Genomic DNA, 26,913 nt, shown 5'->3' with positions numbered 1-26,913 from the left:
TCATCGCTTGCCTCCGGGTGCAAATGCCAGCCATGGCATCAGGAGGCTGCCGACCATCCTGATGATGCCGCTACAAGCCAGTCCGAGGAAGCCGATGGTGATCATGCCGAGCACGATCGCGGGATAATCGACCAGCGAATAGGCCTCCCAGGTGAAGTAACCGACGCCGAACTGACCGGAGATCATCTCGGCGGCGATCAGCGATACCCATGCCACGCCCATGCCGACGGCAAGGCCGGTGAAGATGTGCGGCAGTGAGCCGGGCAGGATCACGTTCAGGAACAGCCGGAACTCGCTGGCGCCGAGGCAACGCGCGGCCCGTATCAACACGCCGTCCAGCGAGTGCACGCCATGGATGGTGTTGAGCAGGATCGGGAAGAACGCGCCGATGAAAGTAATATAGACGATACTGGCCTCGTTGTTCGGCCACAGCATGATCGACATAGGAACCCAGGCGATCGCCGGGATTGGCCGCAATACTTCGACCACGGGCATGAACAGGTCGCGCACGCGCTGATATTTGCCGATCGCGAGGCCCAGCGGCACGCCGATCGCCATGGCGATGAAGAAGCCCATCAGGATGCGGCGCACACTGATGGCAATATTGAAGAGGTACTTGTTCGAGAGCCCGACCTGCGTGAGCTGCTGATATACCTCATACGGCGTCGGAACGTTCTTGAAGCGAATGTAGAACTCGAACCGGTACTTGGTTCCGAGGTACCAGAACAGAAACAGCGCTCCGATCGAGATGCAGGCCAGCGCGGCTGTGATGATGCGATCACGAGTGACTTTCGCCAACAGGTTCCGAAGCACCTGGGTGAGCGAAACCCTCGGGACGACTTCCGGTTCGGGCACCGGAAATTCCGAGGCGGCAATCGGCGCATTAGCGCTGGTCGCAGTCTCCGCAGCAGATACTTCCACTGCGACAGGCTTCACGGCCGCTACCGCCGGCTCAGGATCGGAATGCTTGTCGACCATCGGGAGCGCTACGATCTTCGCACTTGCCATGCTGCCCATCAGTCCACCCTATTGTCCGACGTTGATGGCGGTGAGCACTTCGGCGTAGGTAGCCAGCTTGGCGCCATGCTTTGCCGCATAGGCTTCCGCGTCCTTCTTGAGCAGGAACGGGACCACATCCGGCTTCTTCGGGTCGCTGCCGCCGACGGAATAGAACGCCGCATCGGCGAACACCTTGATGCCGAGTTGGTGATCGACCAGATAAACCGCGTTGAACTTCTTGCCCTCAGCGCTGTATTTCTTGACGCCCAGCAGCGTGCAGACCGGCGAGCTGAGCGCCACGATGTCGCCGCCCAGGATCCAGATCTCACCGCTTTGCTTGGGATCGTTGACCGGCGCGTTGCAGATCGGATCGGTGCCGGTCACGTTGTAGGTCTCGAACGAGGCAAGCTGCTTGTCGTAGTCGAGGCCCTTCTCCTTGAAGGCCTGCCGAACATATTTGTCGTTGACCCAAGCGCCAATGTTGAGCTCCTTGATCATGTTCAGCTTCTGCAGGATGGCGTAATTGTTGCCGACGGACTCGACCCACTGCGGCTTGATGGTTGCATCGAGCGTGTGCACCCCGCCGGGGCCCAGGAATATGTAGACTACTTCCTTGTTGATCTTGGTCCACTCCTCGATCTTCTCGGCTGCAAGCTTGGGGTTCTTGCGCATCCAGTCGTTCGCCTCCATCAACGCATTGATGTAAGCGACGACGATTTCCGGATACTTCTCACCAAAATCCTTGCGCACGGTCACGCCGTGGAACGTCGGGGTCTTGGTCTCGGCGCCGTCGTAGATCTTGCGGGCGAACCCCTTGAACGGCAGCAACTCGGCGAACGGCACGAAATCGCCATGCGCATCGATGCGCTTTTCCTGCAAATTGGTAGTGCCGACCTCCGGCGATTGCGACACCAGGTTCCAGAAATCGGGGGGTAGTCCGCGCTTCTGCAGCGACGTCAGCATCATGCCGTGGGCAGCCGAGCCGAACGGCACCGATACGTTCTTGCCCTTGAGGTCGGCGAGTTCATAGAACGGCGAGTCCTTGTGAACAACGATGCCATTGCCGCCGCCGACCGCATTGTAGGCGATGATGGCGACGAGCTGCGTCTCGTTCTTGGTGGCCTGCCCCGTGGCGCCATTCACCATCAGCGGATACTCGCCCATCATGCCGATCTGGATGTTGTTGGCCATCATGCCGTTGGTGATCGGCGGACCCGATGTCGCGTTCTGCCAGCTCAGCTTGTATTGAATATCCTTGTACTTGCCGGTCTTCGGCAGGTGCTTCTCGAGCAGGCCAAGCTCCTTCAGAACGACACCGCCGGTCACCGTATTGGTCGTGGTATTCTGCGTGCCGATGCCGATCTCGAGGGTTTCTGCGCTAGCGGTCGCAGGCGCCAGCCCAAGGGTTGCGGCGACGACCAAGGGAAGGAAGCCAGAGAGTTTAGACGCAGGGCCGACGCTCATTAGACAAATCCTTTTCGAACTGAACTGTGCTGGATTTTGTGCAATGCCCACGCGAAGCGCCCCGGCCACGGACTGTGACGGGGTTGCTCGGCGGTGAGCAGGCTGACTGGCTTGGCGGGGATAATGCTGCAAGCGATATGCCATGGGACCCGTGCTGACGACCTGCAGCGGGTTCGCTTTGCGGTGGCCCGGATCGCGAACGGCGGGGCTAAAGAAGGAAGTTGACGTCATTTGCCGTGAACTCGCTTGCTTCCATTGCGGACGCTTGAAACGTCCGGTAAGCGAATTCTGAACGGCGCCCTTTGAATCCGAAACGACGAACGCGTCGAGGCAGCAACGTATTGCGAAGAAATATCCGCATGCTCAATTAATGGACAGAAACGCGGTCTGATTTGGCTATCGGATGAGCGCCATGGCTACAAATTAATCAACTCAATCCCAGCCGAAGACCGCTCCACGGCATGGACTCGGCCCGAGATCGACGGTTGCAGCGCTTGTGCGATGCGGGCTTATTCGGCGCCGCAGATCATCAGGCCTCGTCGGAAGCCGCGCCCTTGGCGAGCTTGCCATCGCGGATTTCACTCAACATGTCGGCGTTCTTGATGACGAGGTTGGAGCCGTGCGCACTCAGGATTCCAAGCTCGGTAAACCGCTTGAGGCTGATGGTGACAGACTGGCGCGTCACGCCCGTCATATGCGCAAGGTCAGCGTGCGTGAACGACGCGGCGATCAAGGTGCCATGATGCTCGTCAACGCCGTACAAATTCATTAGATGCAGCAGGAGTTGCGCAAGCCTCTCGGTCGGCGAGCGCGTGCCGAGCATTTGCGCCAGCGCGGAATAGCATTGGCCCTTGAAGGTGAGGCCCTCGATGATTCCGATGGCGAGCGCAGGGATCGTCATCACCATCCGCCGCAGCACGTCGCCCGGCAAATGCAGTACCGTGCTGTTGACGGCCGCAACGCCCGACCACACGTGCAGGCCTTGCTTGAACACTTCCGGGCCGCCGACGAAATTGCCGGAGTGCCAGTAAGCCAGCGTGATCTCGCGGCCCGAGGGCGCGGTGTAGAACACCTTGATGCGCCCGCTCTCGATCAGGAAGATGCCGTCTTGCGGACTGCCCTGGCTGAAGAGCTGCGCGCCGCGGTAGAGCACCCGGCGCCTTCCCGAGCCCAGCACATGCGCGATTTCAGTTTCCGTCAGTCCGTTGAACAAGTACGGCGGCCCGTTCCGCTGCGTCCCGCCATCGGTCATCAGCAGCGCGCCGACCTGCGCCGGGGCGCCGGCCTTGCCCGGAGCCTGCGCCGGTTGCGGTGGGTGATGCTTGCCGATCATGGGTCCGCTGGAAGCCAAACCTAAATCCTAACCTGCGTCGATACAGACGGAGTGCAACAGACGGAGAACATGAGACCCGACTGCCAGATCCCTAGCCGGCCCCGGCCTGCGACGCTGCAAGCTTTGCAATTGGCGCGCCAAGTGCCATGTTCATTCTCCGTCGAAGGAACTTCCCTGTCCATATCTCGGGCTGTCGCACCTCGCCGCTATCCCGTATCTCCGAGAGCTTGTTGCCCACTGCGACAATCTGGCCAATCAGGTCCGATTTGGTTAACATCGCTCGGAGCCCTTCCCTCATTTTCCGACGAGCCCTCCTGTGAGCAAGTCAGCGAAATCGACCGCGAAAAACAGCGGCAGTATCTATATCGGCATCGGCGGCTGGACCTTCGAGCCGTGGCGCGGGGTATTCTATCCAGAGAAGCTCACGCAGGCGAAGGAGTTGTCCTACGCCGCTTCGAAGCTGACCTCGATCGAGATCAACGGCACCTATTACGGCTCGCAGAAGCCGGAGAGCTTTCGCAAATGGGCGCGCGAGGTGCCGGATGGATTCGTGTTCTCGTTGAAGGGACCGCGCTTCGCGACTAATCGCCGTGTGCTTGCGGAAGCCAGCGATTCCGTAAAACGCTTCTACGATTCCGGCGTGCTGGAGCTCGGCGACCGGCTCGGGCCGGTGCTGTGGCAGTTCGCGCCGACCAAAAAATTCGACGAGGCCGATTTCGGCAAGTTCCTCGAACTGTTGCCGCGCAAACTCGAGGGGCGCGCGCTGCGGCACGTGGTCGAGGTGCGCCACGACAGTTTCTGCGTGCCTGAATTCATCGCATTGCTGCGCCAATTCGAGACGCCTGTCGTGTTCGCCGAGCACGGCAAATATCCCGCGATTGCCGATGTGGTCAGCGACTTCGTCTATGCGCGGCTGCAGAAGGGCAATGACGAGTTGAAGACCTGCTATCCGCCAAAGCAGCTCGACGCCTGGGCCGCGCGCTTTCAGGCCTGGGCCGGTGGCGGCGAGCCGGACGATCTGCCGCGTGTCGACAAGGCCAAGCCCGCGAAAACGCCGCGCGACGTGTTCGCTTACGTCATCCACGAGGGCAAGGTGCGCGCACCGGCCGGCGCAATGGAGCTGATCGAGCGCGTGAAGTAACTCCCTAGTCCAGCTTGATGCCGGCCTCGCGGATCAGCTTGGTCCAGTTGTCGTATTCGGAGGCGACGAAGGCGTCGAGCTTGTCGTCCGGCAGATCCCATACCTCCCCGCCGCTCTTCTCGAAACGCTCCTTCAGCTCGGGCAGCGAGGCGCGGATATCGCGGCGCAGCTTTGCGATCACGTCCGGCGGGGTCTTTGCCGGCGCGAATATTCCGAGCCAGGAATCGACATCGAGACCGGATACGCCGGCTTCCGACATCGTCGGCACGTCGGGCGCCAGCGGGCTGCGCTTGGACGACAGCAGCGCAATGCCCTTCGCCTGCCCGGACTGCACGTAAGGGAGCCCAGCGGAGTTTGAATCGAAAAACAGGTCGATGCGGCCGGCGAGCAGGTCGGTGAACGCCGGCGGCGAGCCTTTATACGGCACTTCCAGGAATTTGACGCCGGCGGCTTTCATGAACGCGGCGGCCACCAGATGCTGGCCGGTGCCGACGCCGGCCGTCGCGACGGAAATCGAGCCCGGGTTCGCCTTTGCGGCGGCGACGATGTCCGCCAGCTTGCCATGCGGCAGATCCTTGCGGCCGACCATCACATAACCGAACTTGTAGATCAGCGCGACCGGCACGAAATCCTTGCGGGGATCGTAAGCGAGCTTCGAATACAGCGCCGAATTGAACGCCATGTTGGAGAGCCCGCCGACCACCAGCGTGTAGCCATCCGGCTCGCTCTGGCTTGCAGCCTGCGTGCCGACGACGGTGCCGGCGCCCGGCTTGTTCTCGACGACAAAGGCCTGCCCCATCCGCTTCGACAGCGCATCTGCAAGCTGCCGCCCGACCAGATCGTAGCTGCCGCCGGGACCGATCGGGACGATAATTTTCACCGGGCGGTCGGGATAGCCGGTCTGGGCGTGCGCTGCGGCAATGCCGCAAAGCATGAGCGCGAGTGTCCATGTCAGCGAGCGGCTAATTCGGTTCATCTTGTTCCCCCCAGCGAGAAAGGCCATCGACTGGCTCTTCTCGGAACTATGCGACACGCCACTTCCGGCCGCAACGCGGATGTAGCAATCGATCGACCATTACCGTAGCCTTGCGCCAGCGACATAATGTCTGGATCGACATGGCCCGCAGGACCAAACATCTCTTCACCATCGGCTATGAGCAGACGCCGGCGAAGGCCGTGCTCGACGAGCTGCAAGCTGCCGGCGTCAAGCTGTTGGTTGACGTGCGCGCGGTCGCAGCCTCGCGGCGGCCCGGCTTTTCCAAAAACCAGCTCGCTGCAGGGCTCGACGAGCGCGGTATTTCCTATCTGCACCTCAAGGGCCTCGGGACGCCGAAGAGCGGCCGCGAGGCGGCGCGGAGCGGGAAATTCCGCCTGCTGCACAAGATCTATTCGGCGCATCTGAAGACGGCCCAGGCGAAGGAGGAGCTCGACGAGCTCTCGGCGTTGGTGAAGCAATCGGGTCCGGTGTGCATTCTCTGTTATGAGCGCGACCATACCCATTGCCACCGGCAATGGATCGCCGAGATCATCGAGGACCGCGACGGCGTGAGAGTGGAGAATCTGGTCGCGCCGCAGGTATAAAACACGGCCCGTAGCCCGGATGGAGCGCAGCGCAATCCGGGAACGGTGCCGCAGGCGGATCGACCTGCCCCGGATTGCGCTGCGCTCCATCCGGGCTACGAAGCGACTACTCCTTTCCGTCAAGCCGGAACGTTCCCTCCATCATCTTCACGCAACTGCCGCCGACATGGATGGAAGCGACCGCGCCATTCTGCTTGCGGACGCGCGTCAGCAAAAGGCTCGGCCGGCCCATGTCGACACCCTGCCCGATCGCCAATTTCAGCTCGCCGTCTTTGATATCGCTCAGGTCAGCGAGCAGCGCTGCTGCCGCCGCCGTCGCGCTGCCGGTCGCGGGATCTTCGGACAATCCGCTGGCGCCGGGATGGAACATCCGCGCCTGCAGCTCGCATGGCTTTTCGCTGGCCGGTACGTCGCGTGTATAGAAGTAGACGGCGTCGCTGCCGTCGCACGGAAAGGTGTTTGCGAACGCCGCCGCGTCCGGCCTCGCCTGTCGCAGCGCCTCGCGCGAGGCGAGTTCAACCGCGACGAACGATAACCCCACCGATATGACTTGCGGCGGATGCCGATCGGTTCGCACATCGCTCGCCGACAGCGAGAGCAGAGCTGCGGCCTGCTCGGTGCTGACATGCGACATCCGCTTCAGCGGCTGCGGCGCCGTGAATTCGGTGCTGACGACCTTGCCCTGCTCGGTCACGATCTCGACCGGCACGAGCCCTGCTCCCTCCTCGAACAAGAGCCGCGCCGGTGGCTTTGCCGCCAGCGTCGCCAGCACGAAGGCGGTACCGACATTGGGATGGCCGGCAAAGGGGATTTCCCGGTTCACGGTGAAGATGCGAACCTGCGCGTCGTTGGCACTATCGGCCGGCGGCAGCACGAAGGTCGTCTCCGAATAATTGAATTCTCTGGCGATCGCCTGCATCTGCTCGGTCGATAGCCCGCCTGCGTCCAGCACCACGGCGAGCGGATTGCCGCCGAAGGCGCGATCGGTGAAAACGTCCACAGTGATGTAACGCCGTTGCATTTCGATACTCCATTATCCCAACTGCCACACGGCCATCGGCCGCTCATAGCCCCTGACCTCGACCTCGCCGAGCGAGACGGCATCGCCGCAGGCTTCGCCGAGCGCCTCGCGAACCGCTTCCGAGATCAGGAATTGCGAATTAAAGTCCTTGTTGAGCGCTTCCAGCCTTGAAGCAAAGTTCACGGTGTCGCCGATCACGGTGTATTCCTTGCGCCGCGGCGAGCCGATACTGCCGGCGACCACCTCACCGATGTGAATGCCGATGCCGATGCGCAGCGGCCAGCTCGTCTCCTCATTGATCCTTGAATTGGCTTCCAGCATTTCGCGCGCCGCGGCAACCGCCCTGTGCGCGGGATCCGGCGCATGGAGGGGTGCGCCGAACAACGCCAAAAATCCGTCGCCCAGGAACTTGTTCACGATGCCGCCGTGGCGGTCGAGAATTTCGACGAGCACGGCGAAGGCGCCGTCAAGCCGGTCCACCACTTCCTGCGGCGTGCGGGTGCGCGCGCCTGCCGTAAAGCTGCGGAAATCGACGAACATGACGGCAACGCGGCGGATGTCGCTGTCGGTTCTGGTGCCCTCGGCCATCAGGCGCTCCACCACCTGCGGCGAGACGTGCTGGCCGAACAAATTGGTGATGCGGTCGCGCGCAGTCGCCGCCTTGATGCTCGCCTCGAACTGCCGACGCAACTGATGCCCGACCGCGCCCGCGAGCACGCCGCCGACCAGGAGGATCAGGCTGCGCCCGGCGTGATAAAGGACGCTGACCTCCTGGTTTGGATCCGGATGATAGAAGATCGCCATCGCAAGCAGCTCGGCCGCCGCGACGAAACCGGTGAAGGTGGAGAGCCAGAAATCCAGCCTCAGCGTCGAGAGGATAATGAAGATAAAATAAGTCATCGGGACCACGAAACCGAGCGCGGCCGCCGAGCCCATCATGTTGATGTGTAGCGCCAGCGCAACCGTCGGCATCGAGGTTTCGATCAGCACGCCGAGATAGCGCCGGATCAAGGGCAGATCGCGGCCCTGACGCATATGCCGGGTGATCGACCCATGCACCCATAGTTCGAACAGGATGAACGGCACTATCACCGAGTAAAGATAGTGCGGCTTGAGATTGCCGTGCCAGAGCTGGTTCACCTTCTCGGGTGCGAGGAAGTAGACGGTCCAGATAATCGCGAACAGCAGGATCATCGTTCCGATCAGCGCCTTGATGCGGAGGAGTTCGGTCTTCATGACTTCCTGCATCAGCGCGCGCTGGAAGTCAGCCGACACCCCCGTGTCTTGGTCGTTCTTCCCTTTGCCCCAGAACCCTTCCATCATTCACCCGTAACCAGCATTCCGTCTGTCGCGCTCAACGCACGTCTGTTTCAGCCGTCATTGCGAGCGGAGCGAAGCAATCCATCTGGCCGCCCGGGGATAGAATGGATTGCTTCGTCGCTTCGCTCCTCGCAATGACGAATGGACCCACCGCGCGACCTTCTTGCTGCCAACACATATAACCTCAATCGAGCGTGCGACGGAAGCGCGTCACGGCGATCGTCATCGCCACCAGCATCAGTGCAATGAGTGCAATCGTGTCGTACTGCAGGTTGGAAGGCGCGGCGCCCTTCAGCATGATGGCGCGGACGATGCGGATGTAGTGGGTCAGCGGCAGCACCTCTCCGAGATACTGCGCCCAGACCGGCATGCCCGCGAACGGAAACATGAATCCGGACAGGAGAATGCTGGGCAGGAAGAACATCATCGACATCTGCATGGCCTGCAACTGGTTCTGCACGATGGTGGAGAAGGTGTAACCGATCGACAGGTTGGTGGTGATGAACAGCGTCGTCAGAACAGCCAGCAGCGTCACGCTGCCGAGGATCGGCACCCCGAACAGCAAAACCCCGATGCTGACGATCAGTGTCGCCTGGATGAAGCCGACGATCACGTAGGGAATGATCTTGCCGAACATCACCTCCACCGGCCTGATCGGCATCGACAGCAGGCTCTCCATGGTGCCGCGTTCGATTTCGCGCGTTACCGACAGCGCGGTGAAGATCAGCATGGTCATGGTCAGGATGGTGCCGACGAGGCCCGGCACGATATTGAGCCGCGATTCCGCCGCCGGGTTGTAGCGGGCATGTGCCCTGATCTCGAACGGGAGCTCGGGCGGATCGCCGATGTGCAGGTCGTGCGCGAGCGCGGTCTGCACCACCATGCCGAGCGAGCCCAGCGCAGAGCCGGCCGCGACCGGATCGGTGGCGTCAGCCGCGACAAGCAGCGCCGGCTTGTCGCCGCGCCGCACCGCACGTTCGAAACCGCGCGGGATCTCGACCCCGAACAGCACCTTGCCGGACTGCAGGAGATCGTCGAACTCGGCGACACTGTGCACTTCGCGGGTGAAGCGGAAGTAGCTGGTATTCTCCAGCGCCTTCAGCACCGATCGTGCCAGATCGCTGTCTTCCTGGATCAACACCGCCGTCGGCAGATGGCGCGGCGTGGTGTTGATGGCGTAGCCGAACAGCAATAGCTGCATCACCGGGATCATTACGATCATCGCGAACGAGACGCGATCGCGGCGAAGCTGGATGAACTCCTTGACCAGCATCGCATAGCTGCGCCGCCAGAAGCCAAAGGCCGGCTCGCTCACACTGCGGTCGCGGTTCGTTGCTTCGGTCGCACTCATTGGAAATTGTCCTTTGAGCGGGTCATGAGATCGATGAACACGTCTTCCAGCGACGGCTCGCTATCCTGCCAGCGCCATCCCTGGCGATCGCGGTAAGGCGCGATGGTCGCCTCGAGCGCGGACTTGTCGCGCCCCGAGACGTGCAGGCTGGTGCCGAACGGCGCCACCATGTCGACGCCGGGCTTTCCGGCAAGCTCCGCCGCCAGCCCGTTGAGGTCGTCGCCGGAAACCGTCCAGGTCGACAGCGCCGATTTCGCGATCACCTCGTCCACCGTGCCGTGCGCCAGCAAATGGCCATAGGCGATATAGGCGATCTCGTGACAGCGCTCGGCCTCGTCCATGTAATGGGTCGATACCAGCACCGTCAGCCCTTCGGCGGCGAGCGCGTGGATCTCGTTCCAGAAGTCGCGCCGCGCCTTGGGATCGACGCCGGCAGTCGGCTCGTCCAGCAGCAGCAATTGCGGATTGGGCAGCGTGCAGGCGCCGAGCGCCAGCCGCTGCTTCCAGCCGCCCGAAAGCTCGCCGGCGAGTTGCTCCTCGCGGCCGTTCAGGCCGATGCGCTGAATCATGTCGCGTGCGGCGCCCCGCGCATCGCGCAGGCCGTAAAGCCGTGCGACGAATTCGAGGTTCTCGCGCACCGAGAGATCCTGATACAGGCTGAAGCGCTGCGTCATGTAGCCGACCTGGCGCTTGATCTTGTCGGCGTCGCGGCGGATGTCGTAGCCGAGGCAGGTCCCCTCGCCGGCATCCGGCGTTAGCAACCCGCACAGCATGCGGATGGTGGTGGTCTTGCCGGAGCCATTGGGCCCAAGGAAGCCATAGATCGAGCCGCGCTTCACCTGCATCGAAAGGTCATGCACGACCTCGCGACCGCCGAACGATTTTGACAGGCCCTCGACGTTGATGGCGATGTCGGGACCTGATGCGGGAGCCGAACTCATCGCTTGTCCGCCATTGGCGTTCTAGGATGGAGAAACACGCTGATCGGCTGGCCGACGCGCAGCACATCGGGCCGGCTCGGCCGCGCCTGGATCAGGTAGACCAGCTTGTTGCGCTCATCGAGGCTGTAGATCACCGGTGGGGTGTATTCGGCCGTGGTCGCGATGAAGTAGATCTTCGCCGTAAGATCGGCCGCGCAATTGTCGCAGGTCACCTTCACCTCGTCGCCGATCGCAAGTTTTGGCAGTTCCGTCTCCGGCACGAAGAAGCGCAGCTTCATGTTGCCGGGCGGCATGATCGACAACACCGGCCGCTGCGCCGGCACCATCTCGCCTTCGCGGAAATAGATCTGCTGGATGGTGCCGCCGACCGGCGCAAAACCGCTGCGCCGCGCCAGCCGGGTCTGCGAGGTGTTGACGCGGGCTTCGGCCACGCGCAACGCCGAGGTCGCGGAGTCGAGGTTAGCCTGCGTACCGGAGCCGGTCTTGCTCAGCGACGACGCGCGGTCAAAAGTCTGCTGCGCGTTGGCGAGCGTGGCCTTGTTCTGATTGAGGTCCGCCTGCTGCAGGTCGTCGTCGACCGAATAGAGCTGCATGCCGGGCTTCACCTCGTCGCCCTCGCGCACGGTGAGCTTGGTGACGCGGCCGATCTCATCGGGACTGACGAAGATCATGTCGGCCTCGACCCAGCCCTGGAAACCCGGGTCCCTGCGCTCCTTGCAGCCCGTCAGCACGGCGGCGAGCGCCAGCGCGGCCAGGATCGTTATCGTTCGCGACGAAGTCATGTCGTCCTCCGTTCGCCAAAAATCAGATCGAGATGCACCCGAAACATTTCGAGGGCGTCCAGTGGCGCATGTCTGCTGAAAAGGCTCTGCCAGATCACGGCGATCAGCGCGGGCGCCACCATGATTTGCGGAAATCGCGCCAGGCTCTTGTGCTGAATCTCGCCGCGCGCGATGCCGAGCTCGATCAGCGCGCGCATGCCGGCGAGGCCTCGCGACACCACTTCGCGGTAATAGAAGTCGGCCACGGCTGGAAATCGCGGCCCCTCGGCGACGATCAGGCGCACGAGGTCGCCGCGCCGCGTGGTCGCCACCTCCTCGATGAAGGTTTTGGCAAAGCCCTCCACCATGTCGCGTACCGACGCCCCGGGCTGAGGTGGTGTGCCCCAGAGACGGCTGATCAGCGGCACGATGGCGGTCCGGATCAGCTCCTCGAACATCGATTCCTTGTCCTTGAAGTGCAGATAGATCGTGCCCTTGGCGACGCCGGCGCGTTTGGCGACGTCATCGAGCCGCGTCGCCGCAAAGCCGCGCGCGATGAACTCGTCCATCGCCGCCTCGATAATGGCCCCGCGCCGCTCGGCCGCGCGTTCGGCACGGTTGGAGGCGGGCTGCCGCGGCGCCGGAGCGGCCGATGACGGCTCCCCGGTCCGGCGATTGGCGGGTTTCGGGGCGGATTTCCGGGTGTTTTTGCTGGCTTCATTTGTCATGCTCACTTTATGACTGACCAGTCAGTCATTGTCAATTTGAACCCGAAAGCGGCCTTTCACATGGGCGTGACTGGCGTGGGTGAGGCCCCGATCGCGCTGCCAAGTCTGACGAATTTTGCACGGCGCCAAAGAGTCCTCATATCCCGCGTATGTGGGGTGCGGCCCCTCCACGTCATTGCGAGCGTAGCGAAACAATCCATTGTCACCTCGTGCACGGAAAGATGGATTGCTTCGCTTCGCTCGCAATGACGGTGAAATGCCGGAGCGCCACAACGATCGTCGTACCCCGCGCAGGCGCATATCCGGTAAACCGCGGCCTCTCCACGTCATTGCGAGCGCAGCGAAGCAATCCATTCTTCCTTTTTGCTACGCCGTGGATTGCTTCGCTGCGCTCGCAATGACGTGGATACAGTTTCGCATTCTCGCGGCGCATTGCGCCCGAGGTTTGCATGAACTTGTCCCCTCCTTCGAATACGGAGGGTGCAGGGAATGCCGGGTGCTTGCTGCACCCGCGGTCTCGTGTGCAATGAAGCGCAAAGAAAGCGCACACGAGCATACAGGTACAGCCGGAGCACTCCGGCATTCCCTGCGCAAGGTAAAATAAATAGTCCCGTGAAGCTGTGTAGAGACGTGTGAAGTTCGCATCCCATTGATGCGACGGGATAAACCGCGCACTCTCTTCATATGCTGCCACTGCCCTTCTTGGGGCTTCACGTACACGTTCGCGACACTTCGCGAGACACGGGACACCGGTAATGGCACGCAAAGTCAGATACGACGCATTCGAGAGCCGCACGGCACGGCTAAATAAATTCAAAATCCGACGCCGGCCGTATTCCGGCCCGTCGCTGGCCCGCGGCATCCTGCTGATGTATCGCCGCAACAAGACGAACGGCACCTGGGTACTTAAGGCCAGCGACGGCCATGGCGGATACTGGACCAAAGCCGTTGCTTTGGCGGATGATTACGAAGATGCCGACGGCAAAGCCGTACTGACGTATGATCAGGCGCGGGACGCCGCGAAGCAGCTGGCCCGTGGCGAGGACGGCAGCGCCGACAGCGCTCCAATCACCATCGACGGCGCCCTGAAAGACTACAAGCGACCTGGAAGCACGCAGTGCCAACGGCTACAACGCCGAACATCCACGCCTCCACTTAACCGCGGTGCTACTAGCCAAGCCGGTAGCGGTGTTGACATCGAAGGAATTGAAGGCTTGGCGCGACGGCCTGCTCGGCAGAATGGCACCGGCTACGGTCAATCGGCTTTGCCGCTGTGTGTGCGCCGCGCTGACGTTGGCGGCGCAGCATGATCAGCGCATCAAGAACCGTGACGCCTGGGAAATCGGGCTTGCTGATTTGCCGGATGCGCAGGAGGCGCGAAACGTCATTATCTCGGACGACAAGGTGCGGGAATTTGTCGCCGCCGCCTACGGGCTTGACGAACAGTTCGGGCTACTGACCGACACACTGGCCATCACTGGAGCACGACCAAGCCAAGCGGTGCGATTGCGTGTCGAAGACCTGCACGACCATCCGGTGCGTCCGAAGCTGATGATGCCGAAGTCGGCCAAGGGCGGCGGCAGAAATCGCAGTCAGAAAAAGGTCGAGCGCTTTTCGGTGCCGATCACCGTCCAATTGGCAGTCAGGCTGAAAGCAGCAGCCACTGGGCGCGCCGACCACGAGCCGCTGCTGCTACAGAGCGATGGCAGCCCCTGGGATAAAAATCCGGGCCAGAATTATCATCGTCAAGTCGATAAGGTCGTCGCTTCTATCGGGCTCTCTGCCGACGTTACGATGTACGCGCTGAGACATTCGAGCATAGTCCGGATGCTGCTACGAAATGTTCCGATCAGGCTTGTGGCGAGCCTGCACAACACATCGGTCGCGATGATCGAAAAGCACTATTCGAGATACATCGTCGAGCACAGCGACGAGATCTCGCGCCACGCGCTATTGCAGCACGTACCACCGGCTGGCGAGAACGTTGTCGCATTCACTGGCTGATTGAAAGTCCGCGAATCACCACTGCCTCGACGGTGGGCACCAAAGACCGAGTGCCCACCATTTCACGACGAGAAACCATCGGAATCTCTCAAAATAATTTAAAAAGTTTGCACACCTAACCCGCGGAACGCGTGTCGCTGGCTCTAAAAAATTCTCCCGAAATATGATGCGGTTAGTTCGTATCGACCCACTCTAAGTTGTTGAATTTGCGTCCAAAAAAACTTTGAAATGTTCCGCAATCCGAAAAAGCCCGTTGACAGCTATCAGCACTATCCACCTCCTTATGGCCGATCATGTGAACGTTGGTTTTGTGAGGAGTACCGACGATGGCCCGGCCAGAAGTCACCGGCAAGAAGCTCGGCAGCAGCAAGAAGAAGTCCGACAGCAACCTGCCGCCACCGCCGCGTTTGGCGATGTCGATCCCGGAGTTCTGCGAAGCGCACGGTCTTTCCGAGGGCATGTATTACAAGATGAAAAAGCAGGGCCTTGGCCCGCGCTTGATGAAATGTGGCTCGCGGTCATTGGTCACATTCGAGGCCGCCGCCGACTGGCGCCGTGAACGTGAAGCCGCCGCAGCAGCAGCCAAATCGATGCCCGCAGTTAAGACCAAGCATCCGGCGCTGGTTACACCGCCAGCCAAGCCTCGCCCGGCGCTGCGCCGCAACACCCGTCGTGGCGAGGAGGCCACGACATGACAATCAAAATTATGATCGCTGCGATCCCGAAGCTCGCCGAATTGCGCGAGGTGGTTCTCGCCCATTCGGAAAAGCGCAAGCCGAAATGGGGCTTCCGTATTGCTGTCGATATCGTCATGGAGCTGCAGGCGCAACCCTGCCTGTTGCTCAGCGAGCGTCTCAAGGCCGGAGGTGGCAAGCAGGCGGTGCTAAGCTTCGAAGGCTACGCAGTGATGACCCCAGGCGCCGCTAGCGCTGTGGATCTAAAGAAGCGGCCGCCCGGGTCGCGGTCGCGAAAATTCTCGTTACTCCAGTTTGATGGTGAGCCCAACTGGCAGCTCGCACTTGGCCAACGGAGCTGGCCTTATGGCAGCGACGTCGACAGCGTGGCGCCGCTCGACGACGCCATTCTCGCCGCCCTCCAGGTCGACGGCATCTTCACCCAACTCACGCCCGAGCGAATGCTGAAGCCGGCCTGCATGATCTGCGGTAAGGCGCTGACCGATCCTGCCTCGATGTCACGCTGGATCGGGCCGGAATGCGCAGCGACCACATCCATCCGCATCTTCCGGGAGAAGACCGACCGCAGGCCAATTTCTGCCTACTCCATCGAGGAGGCCAACGCCTGAAAACAAAGCCGCCCGGCAGCGGGCGCTACCGAGCGGGGAAATCCGTCAAAGCATCGAATGTGGGGCATCGAGAACCTTCCGTTATCATGCCGACGGTCCCCTCTCAATAGGTCAGCACTTCTGCCGCCGCGGCTCCCGGTACAGTGGAGTTGCGTCATGCTTACCAACAATCCAGCCCAGCCACTGCCTGGCGCCGCGCTGTTCGGACGCACCGTCAAGCCTGCGGTGATCGATCTCAACCTCGACCGCTACAAGCGGCGGCACTTCTCGCCGGAGGAAAGGAAGCTGTGCTGCCGGATCGAGGCGGAATTCGAGATCGAGCACGATGAGGACCCCGCGCCGTGGAGCGGGATCGAGTCCAACGGGTCTGACGCTGATGAAGCCAGCGATCAAGCCGCCGACGCGCAGGCTGGCAACGGTGCCCATCCGGATCCGATCGACTGCGAACCGGCTAGCGACCTCGATACGCGCAAACTGACGATCACGCTGTTCGCAGACGAATACGCAGCATCGCAGAATCGCGTTGACATGACCCTGCCGCAGCTGGCCGAGCATATCCGCTTCCAGACTGCCGCCAGCAAGATGGCGCTGCCGTGGCTGAAGCTGGCGACGTTCGGCAACCAGCGCAGCGACAAGAACTGCCTGCGCACCAATGAAAACGTCTTGCAGATCTCCGGCATTGAAGGAGACCACGACAGCGGGGAGCTACCGTTTGATGACGCCGTCGAGATCATCCGCAAGGCCAACATCCGCGCGCTGCTCTGCACATCTCCGTCCTACGTGCCCGGCGCTAAAGAGCGCTGGCGCATCCTGGTGCCATTGTCGCGGAACCGCGAGCCCGCGGTTCGCGAGAAATTCGTCGCTCGCATCAATGGCCTACTCGGGGGTTATCTCGCGCCCGAATCTTTCATGCTGTCGCTGTCGTATCTGTATGGTCACCTCGAAGGCCGTGAACATCGCGTTGAAATCATCGATGGCGATTATCTCGATCTGCGCGATGACACCTATGCCGGATCGATTTTCAAGGACGGCAGCCGGGTAAGTGGTCAGCGCACCGGCCATGACTTCAACGACGCCAACGAGCAGCAACGGTCACGCGCCAACGATGATCCGCGGCCGGTAGACATCTTCAAGATCGAGGCCGCGCTCGAAGCCGTCGACAGCAACTGCAGTTATGAAGTCTGGCTTCACGTTGCCGCTGCACTTCACCATGAACTCGGCGAATCCGGCTTCGCGCCGTTTGACTGGTGGTCAGCGAAAGCGCCGCAATACACCAGGGAGGAAAGTCTGAAGCGCTGGCGCGGCGCGCGCACCATGGGCAGCGTCACCATCGCCACGCTGTTTCACTACGCCGATCAAGCCGATCCGACCTGGCGCACTCGTTACGAAGAAAAACAGCGGCAACAGATTAAGCTTGAGACAGGTGGCGGCGTTGGCGGAGGTACGGGCGGCCCTGGAGTTCTCCCTGGCTCTCACATGGCCAATATCAGCCTTCAGGATTTCTACGCCTACCTTCCGCGGCACACATACATCTTCGCACCAACCGGAGAGATGTGGGTTGCGATTAGTGTCAACTCACGCTTGCCAGGAGTGCCGATGCTGAAAAAGGACGGCAGTCCGGTGCTGGATGAGAACGGAAAGCCGCAATACTATCGTCCGAGTCATTGGCTCGACAAAAATCGCGCGGTGGAACAGCTATCATGGGCGCCCGGCTTGCCCGAAGTAATCAAGGGGCAGCTGATCTCGGAAGGCGGCTGGTTCGTGCGCGAGGGGTGTTATGTCTTTAATCTCTATAAGCCGCCGCTCCCGATTCCGAAGTCAGCCGAAGCGGCGACCTTATGGCTGAACCACTTGCGCAAGATTTACGCTGATGACGCCGATCACATTATCAAGTGGCTGGCTCATCGTGTGCAGCGACCGCATGAGAAGATCAACCACGCGATAGTACTTGGCGGCAAGCAGGGTATCGGCAAGGATACGCTGCTTGAGCCGGTCAAGCGCGCGGTGGGACCGTGGAATTTTATCGAGGTGTCCCCGCAGATGATCCTCGGGCGCTTCAACGGCCATCTCAAATCGGTTGTTCTCCGCATCAGTGAGGCGCGCGACCTCGGTGAGTTCGACCGATTCAAGTTTTACGACCACACCAAAAGTTTCATCGCTGCACCGCCTGATGTGCTGCGGATCGACGAGAAGCATCGAAATGAATATGCCATTCCGAACGTCTGTGGCGTCATCATCACGACCAACCACAAGAGCGATGGAATATTTCTGCCGCCGGACGATCGCCGGCACTTTGTAGCCTGGTCTGACTTCGACAAGAGCGCGTTCTCGCCGGCTTACTGGAATGAGCTTTGGCAATGGTACGGTAAAGGCGGCCTCGACGTCGTGGCTCATTACCTCGCCACCCTGGACCTATCGGACTTCGATCCCAAGGCGCCACCTCCGCAGACGCCTGCTTTTTTCGAGATAGCCAATGCCTCGCGCACGCCTGAAGACGCAGAACTCGCCGACGCGCTTGATGAAATGGGTTGGCCCGACGCGGTGACGATTTTCCAGGTGCAGGTAGCAAGCAAGTCGAACGATTTTGTCGAGTTCCTTAAGGACCGTAGGAATAGCCGCAAGATCCCGCATCGGTTCGAGAGTTGCGACTACACACCGGTCAGGAATCCGGATGCGAAAGACGGGCTTTGGCGGATAAGAGGCCGTAGGCAGGTAATTTATGCGCGCAGTGGCCTCGATGCGGAAAAACGAACAGCCGCCGCGAAGGCCCTTACTTGAGCGCGTGTCAGTGTAATCAGTGATGTCAGTGATTTCTTTATTGCGTACCTTCTTCCTCCTTCCCCCATATGATTATTCAGTGTCAGTCGGGTTCACATATGCAGATCACTGACTTCACTGACTTCACTGACTTCGTTGACCGAGGAAGACCTTCGCGGTTTCGGTGGCTTGGACCCTGGAGCGCAGCGGCGTAAGCTAAACTGATCGGTCTAGTCACTCTAGAAACCACGCTGGCACGCCATGCAGACCACGGCCGACGAGCTGAAACGCAAGCGGATGGCCAATCTCCGGCCGCGACCGCGCGTCAAGGGCCAGGCAAATCGGATCACGCGCGATCTGCGGCAGGCCATCATTGCCGCTGCGGAGGCCTACGGCAGCGATGGTTACGGCAGTGGCGGTGTAGTTGGGTATTGCTATTTTCTCGCCGCTCGGCATCCCAGGGCGTTTACCGGCCTGTTGGGTAAGATGCTTCCGTTGCAAGTGTCTGGATCCGTTCAAAGCGTCGTCGAACAAGTCACCATCGTCAGCGTTCCAGCAGGTAATTTCCTTAGCAAGGACGTTCCGCCGACTGATAGCTGAACGATATCAACGCCCCCGTCGTTCTGTGTCCTCCGAAGTGTCGCGAAACGCCGTCACTACACCAACGTTACCGCCCGCCAGGGGGGACGGGTCGAGCCTCCGGCCCCCTCGCTTCAATGGGCAGGACGCTCCTGCGACAGTTTCCACAAACTCAGTCGTTGCAGTACAGCAAACGTATCAGCGAGAGGCGCGCTCGCCCTTTCCATGTCCTTCCCGAGCTTCCACGGTCGACGGCCCGTAGGATGCTGTTTGCCGCTCTGTGGTTGCGGCGCCCATGCGTTAAATCCGCCGGCCAGTACCAGATCCCATCCGCAAGCCGCGCCGCTGTGGCGCAAGGCGCAACACGCCCAGGCCGTTTCATGTGTAAAATCGCTAACCCGATTGCCACTCAGCCAAGTTTCGGTATCGCTTCTGCTTGGCCGAATCGAGCCGGACCCGTCGCCGGCAGCCGCGCAAACTTCAACAGGGATTGGCCGACAAAAACTCGCCCTTGGGGCGGCTTTTTGTTTAAGTCGCGCGAGCGGCTGTGCGAGTCACCCCGGCAAAATGCATGATAGCGAAAGTCCCGCCGAAGTTCCTATGCAACGACTGTGGCGTCGATGTGCTCGCGATCGGCGACTGGTACATGGCGCGACCGGAGACCTGGGCGGATCTTGGTCTCGGATGGGACGACAATCTTTGTTTGGCCTGCCTGGAGCAACGGATGGGCCGCCCCCTACGACCCGGCATGGCCGATATCGGTCCGGCATCGACCTTCTTCCCGTCGCAACCGCCACTATCGCAGCGGCTCCGCGATCTGTGGAAAGAACCTTCTGCGCGGACGAAGGCCCGCAAGCGAAAATGAGGATTCAGGACCGGATTGCCGCAGCCCACCCCGTGCTCTGACCGCACATTCATTGTTCTTGGTCGAGTAATTATTCCAAGTCGATTTGTTGCGAAGCCAACCTGGTGCTAACTTCGCTTATCTCGCGGCGCCGGGCGCCTCACGCGCCCATCGGCGGAGGTGACGACCATGCCGCTCAACAAATCGCTGATTCAAAGAGGTGCTCACCTAACCGGCGGCGCTTTCAAATGATCGGCCGTGAACTGAAACTGCAGCTGGCAAAACTGGCGCTTCAACATCGCGTCAGACCGATCGAACGCGCGCCGTTGCCGCTGTTGTCGGGCAGCACTCTTCCACAAATCGTCGAAGGCTTCGCCGCGACCTCGGACATCGACGCCGACAGGATGGCGTTCGTGCCCGGCTCGCTGAGCTGGCCCGACGATCTCTCAACGTTGCCGCTGGTCTTCGGTCACACCCAGCGCGTTGCTGGCAGCATACTGTCTCTGGAAAATCGCACCGACGGCAAGCTCGCCATCAAAGCCCGCGCCGACGAAGGCCGTGATCTGCCGGCGTTCTCGATCTGCGCCGTGGTGACCGAGGCCGAAATCCGCAATGCAAATTCCATTTGCTTCCACGGGCTGATTCACAAGGCTATGATCACCCATGTCGCGATGACCGACCGGCCGAGCAATCCGTGCGCGTTGGTTACTCGCCGCTGCGATGTCGACCGTACCCACGACGACGCGCTTGCCGCGATCGAGCGTTTGCGCAAGGGCCTGGAGGCTTACGTCGGCAGCGTGACGGCGGCAGCAACACCGACACCGTCACCGCTACGCTCGCTCGGTGCGGCGCCGCCATTGATCCTGGGCCGGCTGCCGGCGGCTATCCTGACGCCACGACGCAACGATTTCCGCAACTTGATCGCGCGACTGCCCATCGGAGAAAAATCGCCATGAGCATCTTCAGCAAAAAGGATCCCGTCACGCCTGAACCTGCCGGCATCACCGTGCTACGCCGCAAGGTCGTCGTTTGCGCAGCAAAGGCCGGCGTGCTGCATGCGATCGTTCGCGATGTCGACGGCCTCAGTCTGGAGGACATTCAAGACTTCGCCGCCGGCAAACGCAGCCTCAAGCCAGAAGTGTTAGCGGCGCTGGCCCGAGAACTGTTTAACGCCAGGCTGAACGATGACGGCCTGCTGGAGCCGTTCAACACGGTCGAGATCCGCACCTTGTGTCCGCCGGACTATCCGCCGAAAATCGGCGATCCGAAATTGTTGCGGACTTATTCGCCGCCGCTTGATCACGACGCCGTGCTGGCACGAATGCCGCGGCCGTTCAATCCGGTGCCGCAAAAGCCAAAGGGGCTGCGACCAGGGTGGGCATAGTTGGCACCGCAGCCGGTGAAGTCGGAAGAGCCGAAGGTGAAGACATCTCGGCCGGGATGGGTGGGTGGTGATTCCAGTGCATGCAAGGACAATAACGGCAGTGGCGGGACGAAATTCATTTAACCCGCTCTATCCATTTTGAATGATGCGACTGAGTTCGGGGTCGTGTTCGAGATCAATCGCGGCGTTCCGTGCTGAGTTTGAGTGCGTGTTGCAAGCGCTGCACAGTTTCAAGTCGGATGCACTACAATAGCCCGGGCCTTTTCTTGATCTTCTCAATTTCCTTTAGCGCTATCAGGGCTTGCGGCGGAGTTTCAAAACTGATCTTGACCTCGAAGCTCTTGGCGCCGTTTCTGAGCGCCGCAGTATTTCGGCTCCATTGATTTTGTAAATCTTCCACCACGTGAACCACGCTGCCCGTAATGCCGCGAAACGAAAGTTTCAGGTCGTAAAAAGCGGAAGTTACTTCAGCAGCATTTAAAGCTTTCTCGAAATTCAAAAACTTTCGGCAATTGAAAAAGATCGTATTCACAGCGCCAAGCAATTGTACGGCATCTCCCGATACTCCGGGTTCAGCCAGCGCGTGTACTAAGTCCTTCTCGATGCAAGTTGCCATCTCGGCGATTGCTGGCGACAGGTTGGTACACTCATCGCCAACCCAAGTAACAAATTCACGACCAGTAAACAGTTTCGCCGGAACGATACTCCCTAGATTCTCGCAATCGTTCTTGAGTAACTGCAATTTCGACCTCAATAGCTCCTCAACAAGCAGGAATTCCCAGCATTCTCCGTGGTTCAGGGCGAGGGTAAGGGCAAGGTCTGTCTCGTGTGCGTACGCCGCGCGGACATCACCAACACTCTCGCTGCCCTGATATTGGTCTGATGCGATGTCCCTCAACGGAATCGGAGAGGAAAGGAGGGCATTTGAGGCTGCCGCAATGCCTGGTGCACATATTGCGGCGGCTGCCGATGCAAATTCTTCAGCTGCCTCGACCCGAGAAGAATGTATGCGTTCATTCAATCCGCCGGCTGACCTGATGTCGATTTCGCCATACAGGCAAATAGGCAACTGGCGGTTATTCTTAAATCTGCGATCCGGACCGCCCTTACGATTTAGATACTGCCACGTCTCGCCTACCACCATTGCATCGCTTGGAGGTGTGCCGTCCTCGATAAAGCGGGATTGCCTATAGTCAAATTGAATATCAGCATAGCTGAGGCCGGCAACGTCGTCACCCATCATCACAAGAACGGCATCTGGCGTCAGATAGACGGTCTCCTTTCCGAGCGGTAACTGTAGGAACTCCAAATTACTCCTGACTAGTGGGGGATTTCCTCGGGTAAGCGAAATGCTTTTCCTTTCCACCAACTTGGCGGCACCAGCATTGCGTTTCCAATCGGCTTCCTGCTTCTCTAAAGGAATCCGCCAGACGTTACTGGAATGCGCCAGTGCATCGAAAGCGCGCGCCAGAGCCTCGAATTGCCCAAGCTCTTCCGCGGACAGATCATAGTCGAGAGAGATGGCACTGGATTCGCGACCGTGAAGCCAGATCGAGCCTAAAATAATCACCGCTCCGGCAGCGCCTAGGAAAGCCGCCGCTGGGGGAACAGAAGTTGCTGAAGCGATAACGACTAATGCAACTAAGGAAAAGATCGCTGAAAGGAAAATAAGCCACATCTTGTATGAGTGCCACCGTCCGAGGCTGGCATTCAATGCGGTCGCAATGTCGATGGTGGAGTTTGCAAGCAGTTGTTCAATCGGTGCGCTATCGATGACGGTACCACCTGCTTCAATTATTACTGGCTCAGGTGCTTCTACCTCGGCTTCGTATTGTGCGGGGCGATTAGGTGGCTGTGAGCTGCCGGCGGAGCCGTAGGGCTTATATGCCGTCCACGAGAGTCCTGATCCAGGCAGCCCGATCGTCGTCCTAGTACCACGCGAACCGATTGTGTAGCGAAGGCCGCGCGGACCGAGTGAGACACTTGCCCCGCCTCCGCTCAAGTTCAAACGAACTCCCGGGATAATTTTAAAGGACCGACGAAAGCGAAAGCCCATTTAGTAGCATGCCTCATGCATAAGTTGCGACCTGAGCCGTTTTCGCGCATTAGCCGGCCGAGCGCAATTGATCGAATGGATGCCCATTGGGGGGCTTAACATGCTGCGATGCAGCGTACCTGGCGCAATTGGCGAACGGGTCAATCAAGACCTCGAAAGCTGCCGTGACCGGGTGGCGATAACAACAGGCACCGGCCAGGAAGTGTGGTGCGCTTCACGTACCAGATTGTTTCTACCTAGCTTTTCTTCGGAAGAAGGGGGCGGCATGAGGTCGATTGTGGTCGTACTGTTTGCGCTGTTCAGTGCGGTTGTTGCCAGCGCTCAGGAAATTGTCGGGCAAGCTGTCATCACTGATGGCGATACAATCGAAATACGCGGTACCAAGATAAGGCTGTGGGGAATCGATGCCGTTGAGTCCAAGCAGCTTTGCTGGGACGCCGCATCCAACGTCAGGCAGTGCGACAGGATTGCTGCGAATGCTGTCGCTGAGATGATCGGCCGGCGCGTCTGACGCGATGCTCGCAGCCCGTGCCGGGCCATGAAAGAAAGCGCTCGTTTCAGAAGTGTTTGAGAACTTCCTTCAGGACCCCGAATTCGCATATGTGAAAATGTGGCTGAAAGAGCCAGAGGTAGTTCCGAAGGGAATGCTGACGGTAAATTGCTGGCCGTCTCCGGAGAAGAATTCGAGTGTGCCGCTAAGACCCGCGCCGAGCGTTGAGTTGCTCCCCGCCGTCATACTTATAGCGATACTTAATGTTTCCGTGCCGCCGGCATCGATTGTCGAATCCGAAATACTCGGAGTAAAGCTCACATTGGGGAGGCCGGCCAAGGCAGCTTTAGCGGGATTCGCGTGAGCCAGAGAAATTGCAAGGCCCAAGCAACCGACAGCTATTAGGCGCCTTGTTCGTCCAGTCATAGTATTCATTTTCAGCCCCTCAAAAAACTTGAACAAAGAGATAAAGGCTTTCAGAACGACGATATCCTGTCAGTCGAGTTCGTGAGCGGTTTTCGGCAAACTCTGGCGAAGGCGCGTGCGAGCCTTGCTAAGGCCGATCCTGATAGACCTCGCATGCCGCGGATCAGGCCGCAGCGAGCGCGAGGCTCTGATCCTTGCGCGTGCGGCGGTACGTCATGTAGCCGACACCAGCAAAGCCGAGGATCATCATGGCCCAGGTGGACGGCTCAGGGACAGCAGCAGCCATTAGCTCGCCTTCGAGTCGAAGGACAGATAGCGTCTTTGAGGCCACTTTTTTTGTTGTGGTCTGCGGATTCATGTAATCTGCATAATTCAGCCGGCCGTCAAACGACAGAACGGTCTCGGATTCAAAAGAACCGCTCCTCTCGTCTAAGGTAATCGTAGTGTCGCCGATGATTCCGAAAAAGTAAGTGTGACCCGCTTCGAGACTCAACGACATCTGGCCAGAATGAAGCCACGAAGCCGAGTTCGACGAACCAAACGCGACGGTCGTTTGAAAGAGGAGCGTGTCCAACGAAGTTAAGTCGGCAACAAAAAACTTGGCGTTCCCACCCTCAAGCAGATACCCGGAAAATGCGACGCCTGTCACTGTTGCACTTTGGGAAGCAAACAAACCTACAGCCAGACTTATGTCGGCAGCGTAATCCTTAGGCGTGCCTCCCGGGCTATTATCAAACAAAACAGCGGCAGACGCTGGTTGACTAGCGAATCCGGCAATCGAACATAGCACCGCGCCCGCAAGGGCGCTCAATAGGCGAGATTTCATTGAAGCCCCGTAATATCGTTAATAAAAACAGCCTGAGCTTATGGGCGGTACTGCATTCGTACAAGGGACCTTGGTCCGTTCCGCGCTACCGTAGTTCTGCGGGCGGGGCCGGATGCGAACGGGTGCCGCCGATCACGATAGCATTCAGAAGCTGTTTCCCGCTGAACGGGACTCTCGATCTATTCGCAATCTGTTCTGGAAATGGACTGTTCTGATTTCACGCGCAAAAACTGGCGAGAGATTACTGTTCACTCCCAACCTTATCAGCCATTCAAGGTGGCCCGCAGTGGTGGTGGTGGGAGGTGCGATCACGTCCCCTGATTGTTCGGGATTGGCAGGAAGTCAGTAAAATGTCCGCCGTTGCCCTCCAAGGTGCGGCGGGCTTTTTTGTGAGTTGCGATATTGCCAAAGCGTATTTCCACCATGCCGGGGTTCATTAAGCCCCAGCTTGCAACGTTGAAGTCCAGAGCGCCGAAAGGCGGGCAATGGCTTCACGAAATCAAGTACGACGGTTATCGCGTCCAGGTCCATCTCAACCGCGGACGAAAGAAGGTGTTCACCCGCAACGGGCTGGACTGGACGAAACGCTTCACCGAGATAGCCGGCGCGCTCGCCATCCCGGGCGAAGCCATCATCGATGGTGAGGTGGTGGTCGTCCATGAAGGGCGTGCCAACTTCTCCGAACTCCAGGCGGAACTCGCCGCGGGCCGGCAGGGCCGGCTCATCTACTATGCCTTCGATCTCCTCTGGCGGAATGGCGATCTGCGAAAGCTCCCGCAAATAGAGCGCAAGCAACTGCTGCTGGATCTTCTTGGCGAGAACGATATCGAGCTGCCGGTGCTTTATTCGGAGCATCTCACAGGCGACGGTCAGGAGATGTTTGAGCATGCTGCCAAGCTGAACTGGGAAGGCATCGTCTCCAAACGTGCTGATGCGCCACACAGATCGGAGCGGACCGAAGCCTGGCTGAAAATCAAAACCGTCCAGCGTGAAAAATTTCCCGTCATTGGCTTCGTGAAAGACCCCACGGGCGTCGCCGCTCTCTATCTCGGCAAGCGGGAAGGGAAAGAGCTAGTCTATATGGGAAAGGTCGGCACCGGTTGGTCACGGACGGTCTCAAGCCAGATTAGGAAGCAACTTGACACCGTCGTTAGCCCCAAGAGCAAATTGAGTAAGCCACTCAAAAAGCCTCAGGCGACGTGGGTTGAGCCGTCCTTCATGGCCGAGGTCGAGTACCGGGATATCACCTCGGAAGGGCTGTTGCGGCAAAGTTCGTTCAAGGGACTGAGGCGAAAGCTTTAATCATTAAAAGTTGACCCCGCAGTGTGCTGTTGTGGACTGTCCTGCGGACGGCAAGGGCCTAACTCGTGACCATCGCAGCCCGGTACATGGCTTTTACCTGCGATGTGAACGCCCGTAGCGCTCCCGCCTTCCTCTCACGGAAAGGAGCGCGCCATGCAGCGGCGTCGTTTCAAACAGACTGATATCCTTGAAGACAGACTAGAGGCGCATGCCATTCGATTGCGTGCCGAAGCGGAAGGGCTCCCACCTGGTCCGGCGCGCGACAATCTTCTTCGCTTGGCCAGACAGGCCGAGACCAGCGC

The 26,913-nt window shown here is 59.9% G+C and carries 25 protein-coding genes; 13 read left to right on the top strand and 12 right to left on the bottom strand.

Going from position 1 to position 26,913, the window contains the following annotated elements; genetic code table 11:
- From KIP88_RS14905 to KIP88_RS14895, 3 genes are all read right to left on the bottom strand, one after another.
- Complete coding sequence (locus KIP88_RS14905) at nucleotides 1-1,008, bottom strand: ABC transporter permease (RefSeq protein WP_249790779.1); 1,008 nt, start codon at nucleotides 1,006-1,008, stop codon at nucleotides 1-3.
- An 18-nt stretch (nucleotides 1,009-1,026) separates the two neighbouring features.
- A complete protein-coding gene (locus KIP88_RS14900; RefSeq protein WP_214488670.1) occupies nucleotides 1,027-2,463 on the bottom strand; it encodes an ABC transporter substrate-binding protein in 1,437 nt (478 codons plus the stop codon).
- A gap of 529 nt (nucleotides 2,464-2,992) precedes the next feature.
- The gene (locus tag KIP88_RS14895) at nucleotides 2,993-3,796 is read right to left on the bottom strand and encodes a Crp/Fnr family transcriptional regulator (RefSeq protein ID WP_214488820.1); all 804 of its coding nucleotides are present in this window, start codon (nucleotides 3,794-3,796) and stop codon (nucleotides 2,993-2,995) included.
- Between the two features lie 316 nt (nucleotides 3,797-4,112).
- Between KIP88_RS14895 and KIP88_RS14890 the strand changes: the two genes are divergently transcribed.
- Nucleotides 4,113-4,937 (top strand): DUF72 domain-containing protein, encoded by an 825-nt coding sequence (locus tag KIP88_RS14890; protein ID WP_214488669.1) that lies wholly within the window; start codon nucleotides 4,113-4,115, stop codon nucleotides 4,935-4,937.
- A gap of 4 nt (nucleotides 4,938-4,941) precedes the next feature.
- On the opposite strand, the gene KIP88_RS14885 is transcribed toward KIP88_RS14890, so the two are convergent.
- The gene (locus KIP88_RS14885; protein ID WP_214488668.1) at nucleotides 4,942-5,913 is read right to left on the bottom strand and encodes a tripartite tricarboxylate transporter substrate binding protein; all 972 of its coding nucleotides are present in this window, start codon (nucleotides 5,911-5,913) and stop codon (nucleotides 4,942-4,944) included.
- Between the two features lie 140 nt (nucleotides 5,914-6,053).
- Here KIP88_RS14885 and KIP88_RS14880 point away from each other — a divergent pair, with 140 nt between their 5' ends.
- Nucleotides 6,054-6,518: a DUF488 family protein gene (locus KIP88_RS14880; RefSeq protein ID WP_214488667.1), complete on the top strand. Its 465-nt coding sequence runs from the start codon at nucleotides 6,054-6,056 to the stop codon at nucleotides 6,516-6,518.
- Between the two features lie 106 nt (nucleotides 6,519-6,624).
- Here KIP88_RS14880 and KIP88_RS14875 read toward each other — a convergent pair whose 3' ends face one another.
- The 6 genes from KIP88_RS14875 to KIP88_RS14850 all read right to left on the bottom strand — a co-directional run bounded on the left by KIP88_RS14875 (nucleotide 6,625) and on the right by KIP88_RS14850 (nucleotide 12,640).
- Complete coding sequence (locus tag KIP88_RS14875; RefSeq protein WP_214488666.1) at nucleotides 6,625-7,539, bottom strand: PhzF family phenazine biosynthesis protein; 915 nt, start codon at nucleotides 7,537-7,539, stop codon at nucleotides 6,625-6,627.
- A gap of 12 nt (nucleotides 7,540-7,551) precedes the next feature.
- The gene (locus KIP88_RS14870; RefSeq protein WP_214488819.1) at nucleotides 7,552-8,859 is read right to left on the bottom strand and encodes an adenylate/guanylate cyclase domain-containing protein; all 1,308 of its coding nucleotides are present in this window, start codon (nucleotides 8,857-8,859) and stop codon (nucleotides 7,552-7,554) included.
- 184 nt (nucleotides 8,860-9,043) lie between these two features.
- Nucleotides 9,044-10,210: an ABC transporter permease gene (locus tag KIP88_RS14865; protein WP_214488665.1), complete on the bottom strand. Its 1,167-nt coding sequence runs from the start codon at nucleotides 10,208-10,210 to the stop codon at nucleotides 9,044-9,046.
- Entirely contained in the window at nucleotides 10,207-11,151 is a 945-nt protein-coding gene (locus KIP88_RS14860; protein WP_214488664.1) for an ABC transporter ATP-binding protein, read from the bottom strand. The genes KIP88_RS14865 and KIP88_RS14860 overlap by 4 nt, the downstream gene beginning before the upstream one ends.
- Nucleotides 11,148-11,933 carry an HlyD family secretion protein gene (locus KIP88_RS14855; protein WP_214488663.1) on the bottom strand — a complete coding sequence of 262 codons (786 nt, stop codon included), beginning with the start codon at nucleotides 11,931-11,933 and terminating at the stop codon, nucleotides 11,148-11,150. The genes KIP88_RS14860 and KIP88_RS14855 overlap by 4 nt, the downstream gene beginning before the upstream one ends.
- Nucleotides 11,930-12,640, bottom strand: coding sequence for a TetR/AcrR family transcriptional regulator (locus KIP88_RS14850; RefSeq protein WP_214488662.1), 711 nt, complete (start codon nucleotides 12,638-12,640; stop codon nucleotides 11,930-11,932). Before KIP88_RS14850 ends, KIP88_RS14855 begins: the two co-directional genes overlap by 4 nt.
- Nucleotides 12,641-13,395: 755 nt before the next feature.
- On the opposite strand from KIP88_RS14850, the gene KIP88_RS46495 reads away from it, so the two are divergent.
- The 9 genes from KIP88_RS46495 (at nucleotide 13,396) to KIP88_RS14810 (ending at nucleotide 21,511) form a co-directional block, all read left to right on the top strand.
- A complete protein-coding gene (locus KIP88_RS46495) occupies nucleotides 13,396-13,950 on the top strand; it encodes a hypothetical protein (protein ID WP_249790778.1) in 555 nt (184 codons plus the stop codon).
- Complete coding sequence (locus KIP88_RS46490; protein ID WP_249790777.1) at nucleotides 13,934-14,644, top strand: site-specific integrase; 711 nt, start codon at nucleotides 13,934-13,936, stop codon at nucleotides 14,642-14,644. The genes KIP88_RS46495 and KIP88_RS46490 overlap by 17 nt, the downstream gene beginning before the upstream one ends.
- Before the next feature lie 326 nt (nucleotides 14,645-14,970).
- Nucleotides 14,971-15,339: a hypothetical protein gene (locus KIP88_RS14840; RefSeq protein WP_214488661.1), complete on the top strand. Its 369-nt coding sequence runs from the start codon at nucleotides 14,971-14,973 to the stop codon at nucleotides 15,337-15,339.
- A complete protein-coding gene (locus KIP88_RS14835) occupies nucleotides 15,336-15,947 on the top strand; it encodes a DUF6011 domain-containing protein (RefSeq protein ID WP_214488660.1) in 612 nt (203 codons plus the stop codon). Before KIP88_RS14840 ends, KIP88_RS14835 begins: the two co-directional genes overlap by 4 nt.
- A gap of 225 nt (nucleotides 15,948-16,172) precedes the next feature.
- On the top strand, nucleotides 16,173-18,725 hold the full coding sequence (locus KIP88_RS14830) for a PriCT-2 domain-containing protein (protein WP_214488659.1): 2,553 nt from the start codon (nucleotides 16,173-16,175) through the stop codon (nucleotides 18,723-18,725).
- Nucleotides 18,726-18,965: 240 nt separating this feature from the next.
- The gene (locus KIP88_RS14825; RefSeq protein WP_214488658.1) at nucleotides 18,966-19,304 is read left to right on the top strand and encodes a hypothetical protein; all 339 of its coding nucleotides are present in this window, start codon (nucleotides 18,966-18,968) and stop codon (nucleotides 19,302-19,304) included.
- Between the two features lie 550 nt (nucleotides 19,305-19,854).
- A complete protein-coding gene (locus KIP88_RS14820) occupies nucleotides 19,855-20,148 on the top strand; it encodes a hypothetical protein (protein WP_214488657.1) in 294 nt (97 codons plus the stop codon).
- A gap of 227 nt (nucleotides 20,149-20,375) precedes the next feature.
- Nucleotides 20,376-21,083: a hypothetical protein gene (locus KIP88_RS14815; protein ID WP_214488656.1), complete on the top strand. Its 708-nt coding sequence runs from the start codon at nucleotides 20,376-20,378 to the stop codon at nucleotides 21,081-21,083.
- Nucleotides 21,080-21,511 carry a hypothetical protein gene (locus KIP88_RS14810; protein WP_214488655.1) on the top strand — a complete coding sequence of 144 codons (432 nt, stop codon included), beginning with the start codon at nucleotides 21,080-21,082 and terminating at the stop codon, nucleotides 21,509-21,511. The genes KIP88_RS14815 and KIP88_RS14810 overlap by 4 nt, the downstream gene beginning before the upstream one ends.
- A gap of 244 nt (nucleotides 21,512-21,755) precedes the next feature.
- Here KIP88_RS14810 and KIP88_RS14805 read toward each other — a convergent pair whose 3' ends face one another.
- Nucleotides 21,756-23,567 (bottom strand): DUF4236 domain-containing protein, encoded by a 1,812-nt coding sequence (locus KIP88_RS14805; RefSeq protein WP_214488654.1) that lies wholly within the window; start codon nucleotides 23,565-23,567, stop codon nucleotides 21,756-21,758.
- A 67-nt stretch (nucleotides 23,568-23,634) separates the two neighbouring features.
- On the opposite strand from KIP88_RS14805, the gene KIP88_RS14800 reads away from it, so the two are divergent.
- Nucleotides 23,635-24,078 (top strand): thermonuclease family protein, encoded by a 444-nt coding sequence (locus KIP88_RS14800; RefSeq protein ID WP_214488653.1) that lies wholly within the window; start codon nucleotides 23,635-23,637, stop codon nucleotides 24,076-24,078.
- A gap of 568 nt (nucleotides 24,079-24,646) precedes the next feature.
- Here the strand turns inward: KIP88_RS14800 and KIP88_RS14795 are convergent.
- Complete coding sequence (locus KIP88_RS14795) at nucleotides 24,647-25,309, bottom strand: PEPxxWA-CTERM sorting domain-containing protein (protein ID WP_214488652.1); 663 nt, start codon at nucleotides 25,307-25,309, stop codon at nucleotides 24,647-24,649.
- Between the two features lie 402 nt (nucleotides 25,310-25,711).
- Between KIP88_RS14795 and ligD the strand changes: the two genes are divergently transcribed.
- Nucleotides 25,712-26,611: a non-homologous end-joining DNA ligase gene (gene ligD / locus KIP88_RS14790; protein WP_308163562.1), complete on the top strand. Its 900-nt coding sequence runs from the start codon at nucleotides 25,712-25,714 to the stop codon at nucleotides 26,609-26,611.
- Nucleotides 26,612-26,913: the final 302 nt, after the last annotated feature.

The organism is Bradyrhizobium sp. SRL28, from assembly GCF_018596315.1.
Taxonomy (GTDB): domain Bacteria; phylum Pseudomonadota; class Alphaproteobacteria; order Rhizobiales; family Xanthobacteraceae; genus Bradyrhizobium.
Note: the sequence above shows the minus strand (reverse complement) of the source record. Positions and strands in the feature narration are given on the sequence as shown.

Bases quoted from the DNA above. Each gene is read 5' to 3' on its own strand.
- KIP88_RS14905 (WP_249790779.1), bottom strand. From the start codon at position 1,008: ATGGCAAGTGCGAAGATCGTAGCGCTCCCGATGGTCGACAAGCATTCC.
- KIP88_RS14900 (WP_214488670.1), bottom strand. From the start codon at position 2,463: ATGAGCGTCGGCCCTGCGTCTAAACTCTCTGGCTTCCTTCCCTTGGTC.
- KIP88_RS14895 (WP_214488820.1), bottom strand. From the start codon at position 3,796: ATGATCGGCAAGCATCACCCACCGCAACCGGCGCAGGCTCCGGGCAAG.
- KIP88_RS14885 (WP_214488668.1), bottom strand. From the start codon at position 5,913: ATGAACCGAATTAGCCGCTCGCTGACATGGACACTCGCGCTCATGCTT.
- KIP88_RS14880 (WP_214488667.1), top strand. From the start codon at position 6,054: ATGGCCCGCAGGACCAAACATCTCTTCACCATCGGCTATGAGCAGACG.
- KIP88_RS14875 (WP_214488666.1), bottom strand. From the start codon at position 7,539: ATGCAACGGCGTTACATCACTGTGGACGTTTTCACCGATCGCGCCTTC.
- KIP88_RS14870 (WP_214488819.1), bottom strand. From the start codon at position 8,859: ATGGAAGGGTTCTGGGGCAAAGGGAAGAACGACCAAGACACGGGGGTG.
- KIP88_RS14865 (WP_214488665.1), bottom strand. From the start codon at position 10,210: ATGAGTGCGACCGAAGCAACGAACCGCGACCGCAGTGTGAGCGAGCCG.
- KIP88_RS14860 (WP_214488664.1), bottom strand. From the start codon at position 11,151: ATGAGTTCGGCTCCCGCATCAGGTCCCGACATCGCCATCAACGTCGAG.
- KIP88_RS14855 (WP_214488663.1), bottom strand. From the start codon at position 11,933: ATGACTTCGTCGCGAACGATAACGATCCTGGCCGCGCTGGCGCTCGCC.
- KIP88_RS14850 (WP_214488662.1), bottom strand. From the start codon at position 12,640: ATGACAAATGAAGCCAGCAAAAACACCCGGAAATCCGCCCCGAAACCC.
- KIP88_RS46495 (WP_249790778.1), top strand. From the start codon at position 13,396: ATGGCACGCAAAGTCAGATACGACGCATTCGAGAGCCGCACGGCACGG.
- KIP88_RS14840 (WP_214488661.1), top strand. From the start codon at position 14,971: ATGGCCCGGCCAGAAGTCACCGGCAAGAAGCTCGGCAGCAGCAAGAAG.
- KIP88_RS14835 (WP_214488660.1), top strand. From the start codon at position 15,336: ATGACAATCAAAATTATGATCGCTGCGATCCCGAAGCTCGCCGAATTG.
- KIP88_RS14825 (WP_214488658.1), top strand. From the start codon at position 18,966: ATGCAGACCACGGCCGACGAGCTGAAACGCAAGCGGATGGCCAATCTC.
- KIP88_RS14820 (WP_214488657.1), top strand. From the start codon at position 19,855: ATGATAGCGAAAGTCCCGCCGAAGTTCCTATGCAACGACTGTGGCGTC.
- KIP88_RS14815 (WP_214488656.1), top strand. From the start codon at position 20,376: ATGATCGGCCGTGAACTGAAACTGCAGCTGGCAAAACTGGCGCTTCAA.
- KIP88_RS14810 (WP_214488655.1), top strand. From the start codon at position 21,080: ATGAGCATCTTCAGCAAAAAGGATCCCGTCACGCCTGAACCTGCCGGC.
- KIP88_RS14805 (WP_214488654.1), bottom strand. From the start codon at position 23,567: ATGGGCTTTCGCTTTCGTCGGTCCTTTAAAATTATCCCGGGAGTTCGT.
- KIP88_RS14795 (WP_214488652.1), bottom strand. From the start codon at position 25,309: ATGAAATCTCGCCTATTGAGCGCCCTTGCGGGCGCGGTGCTATGTTCG.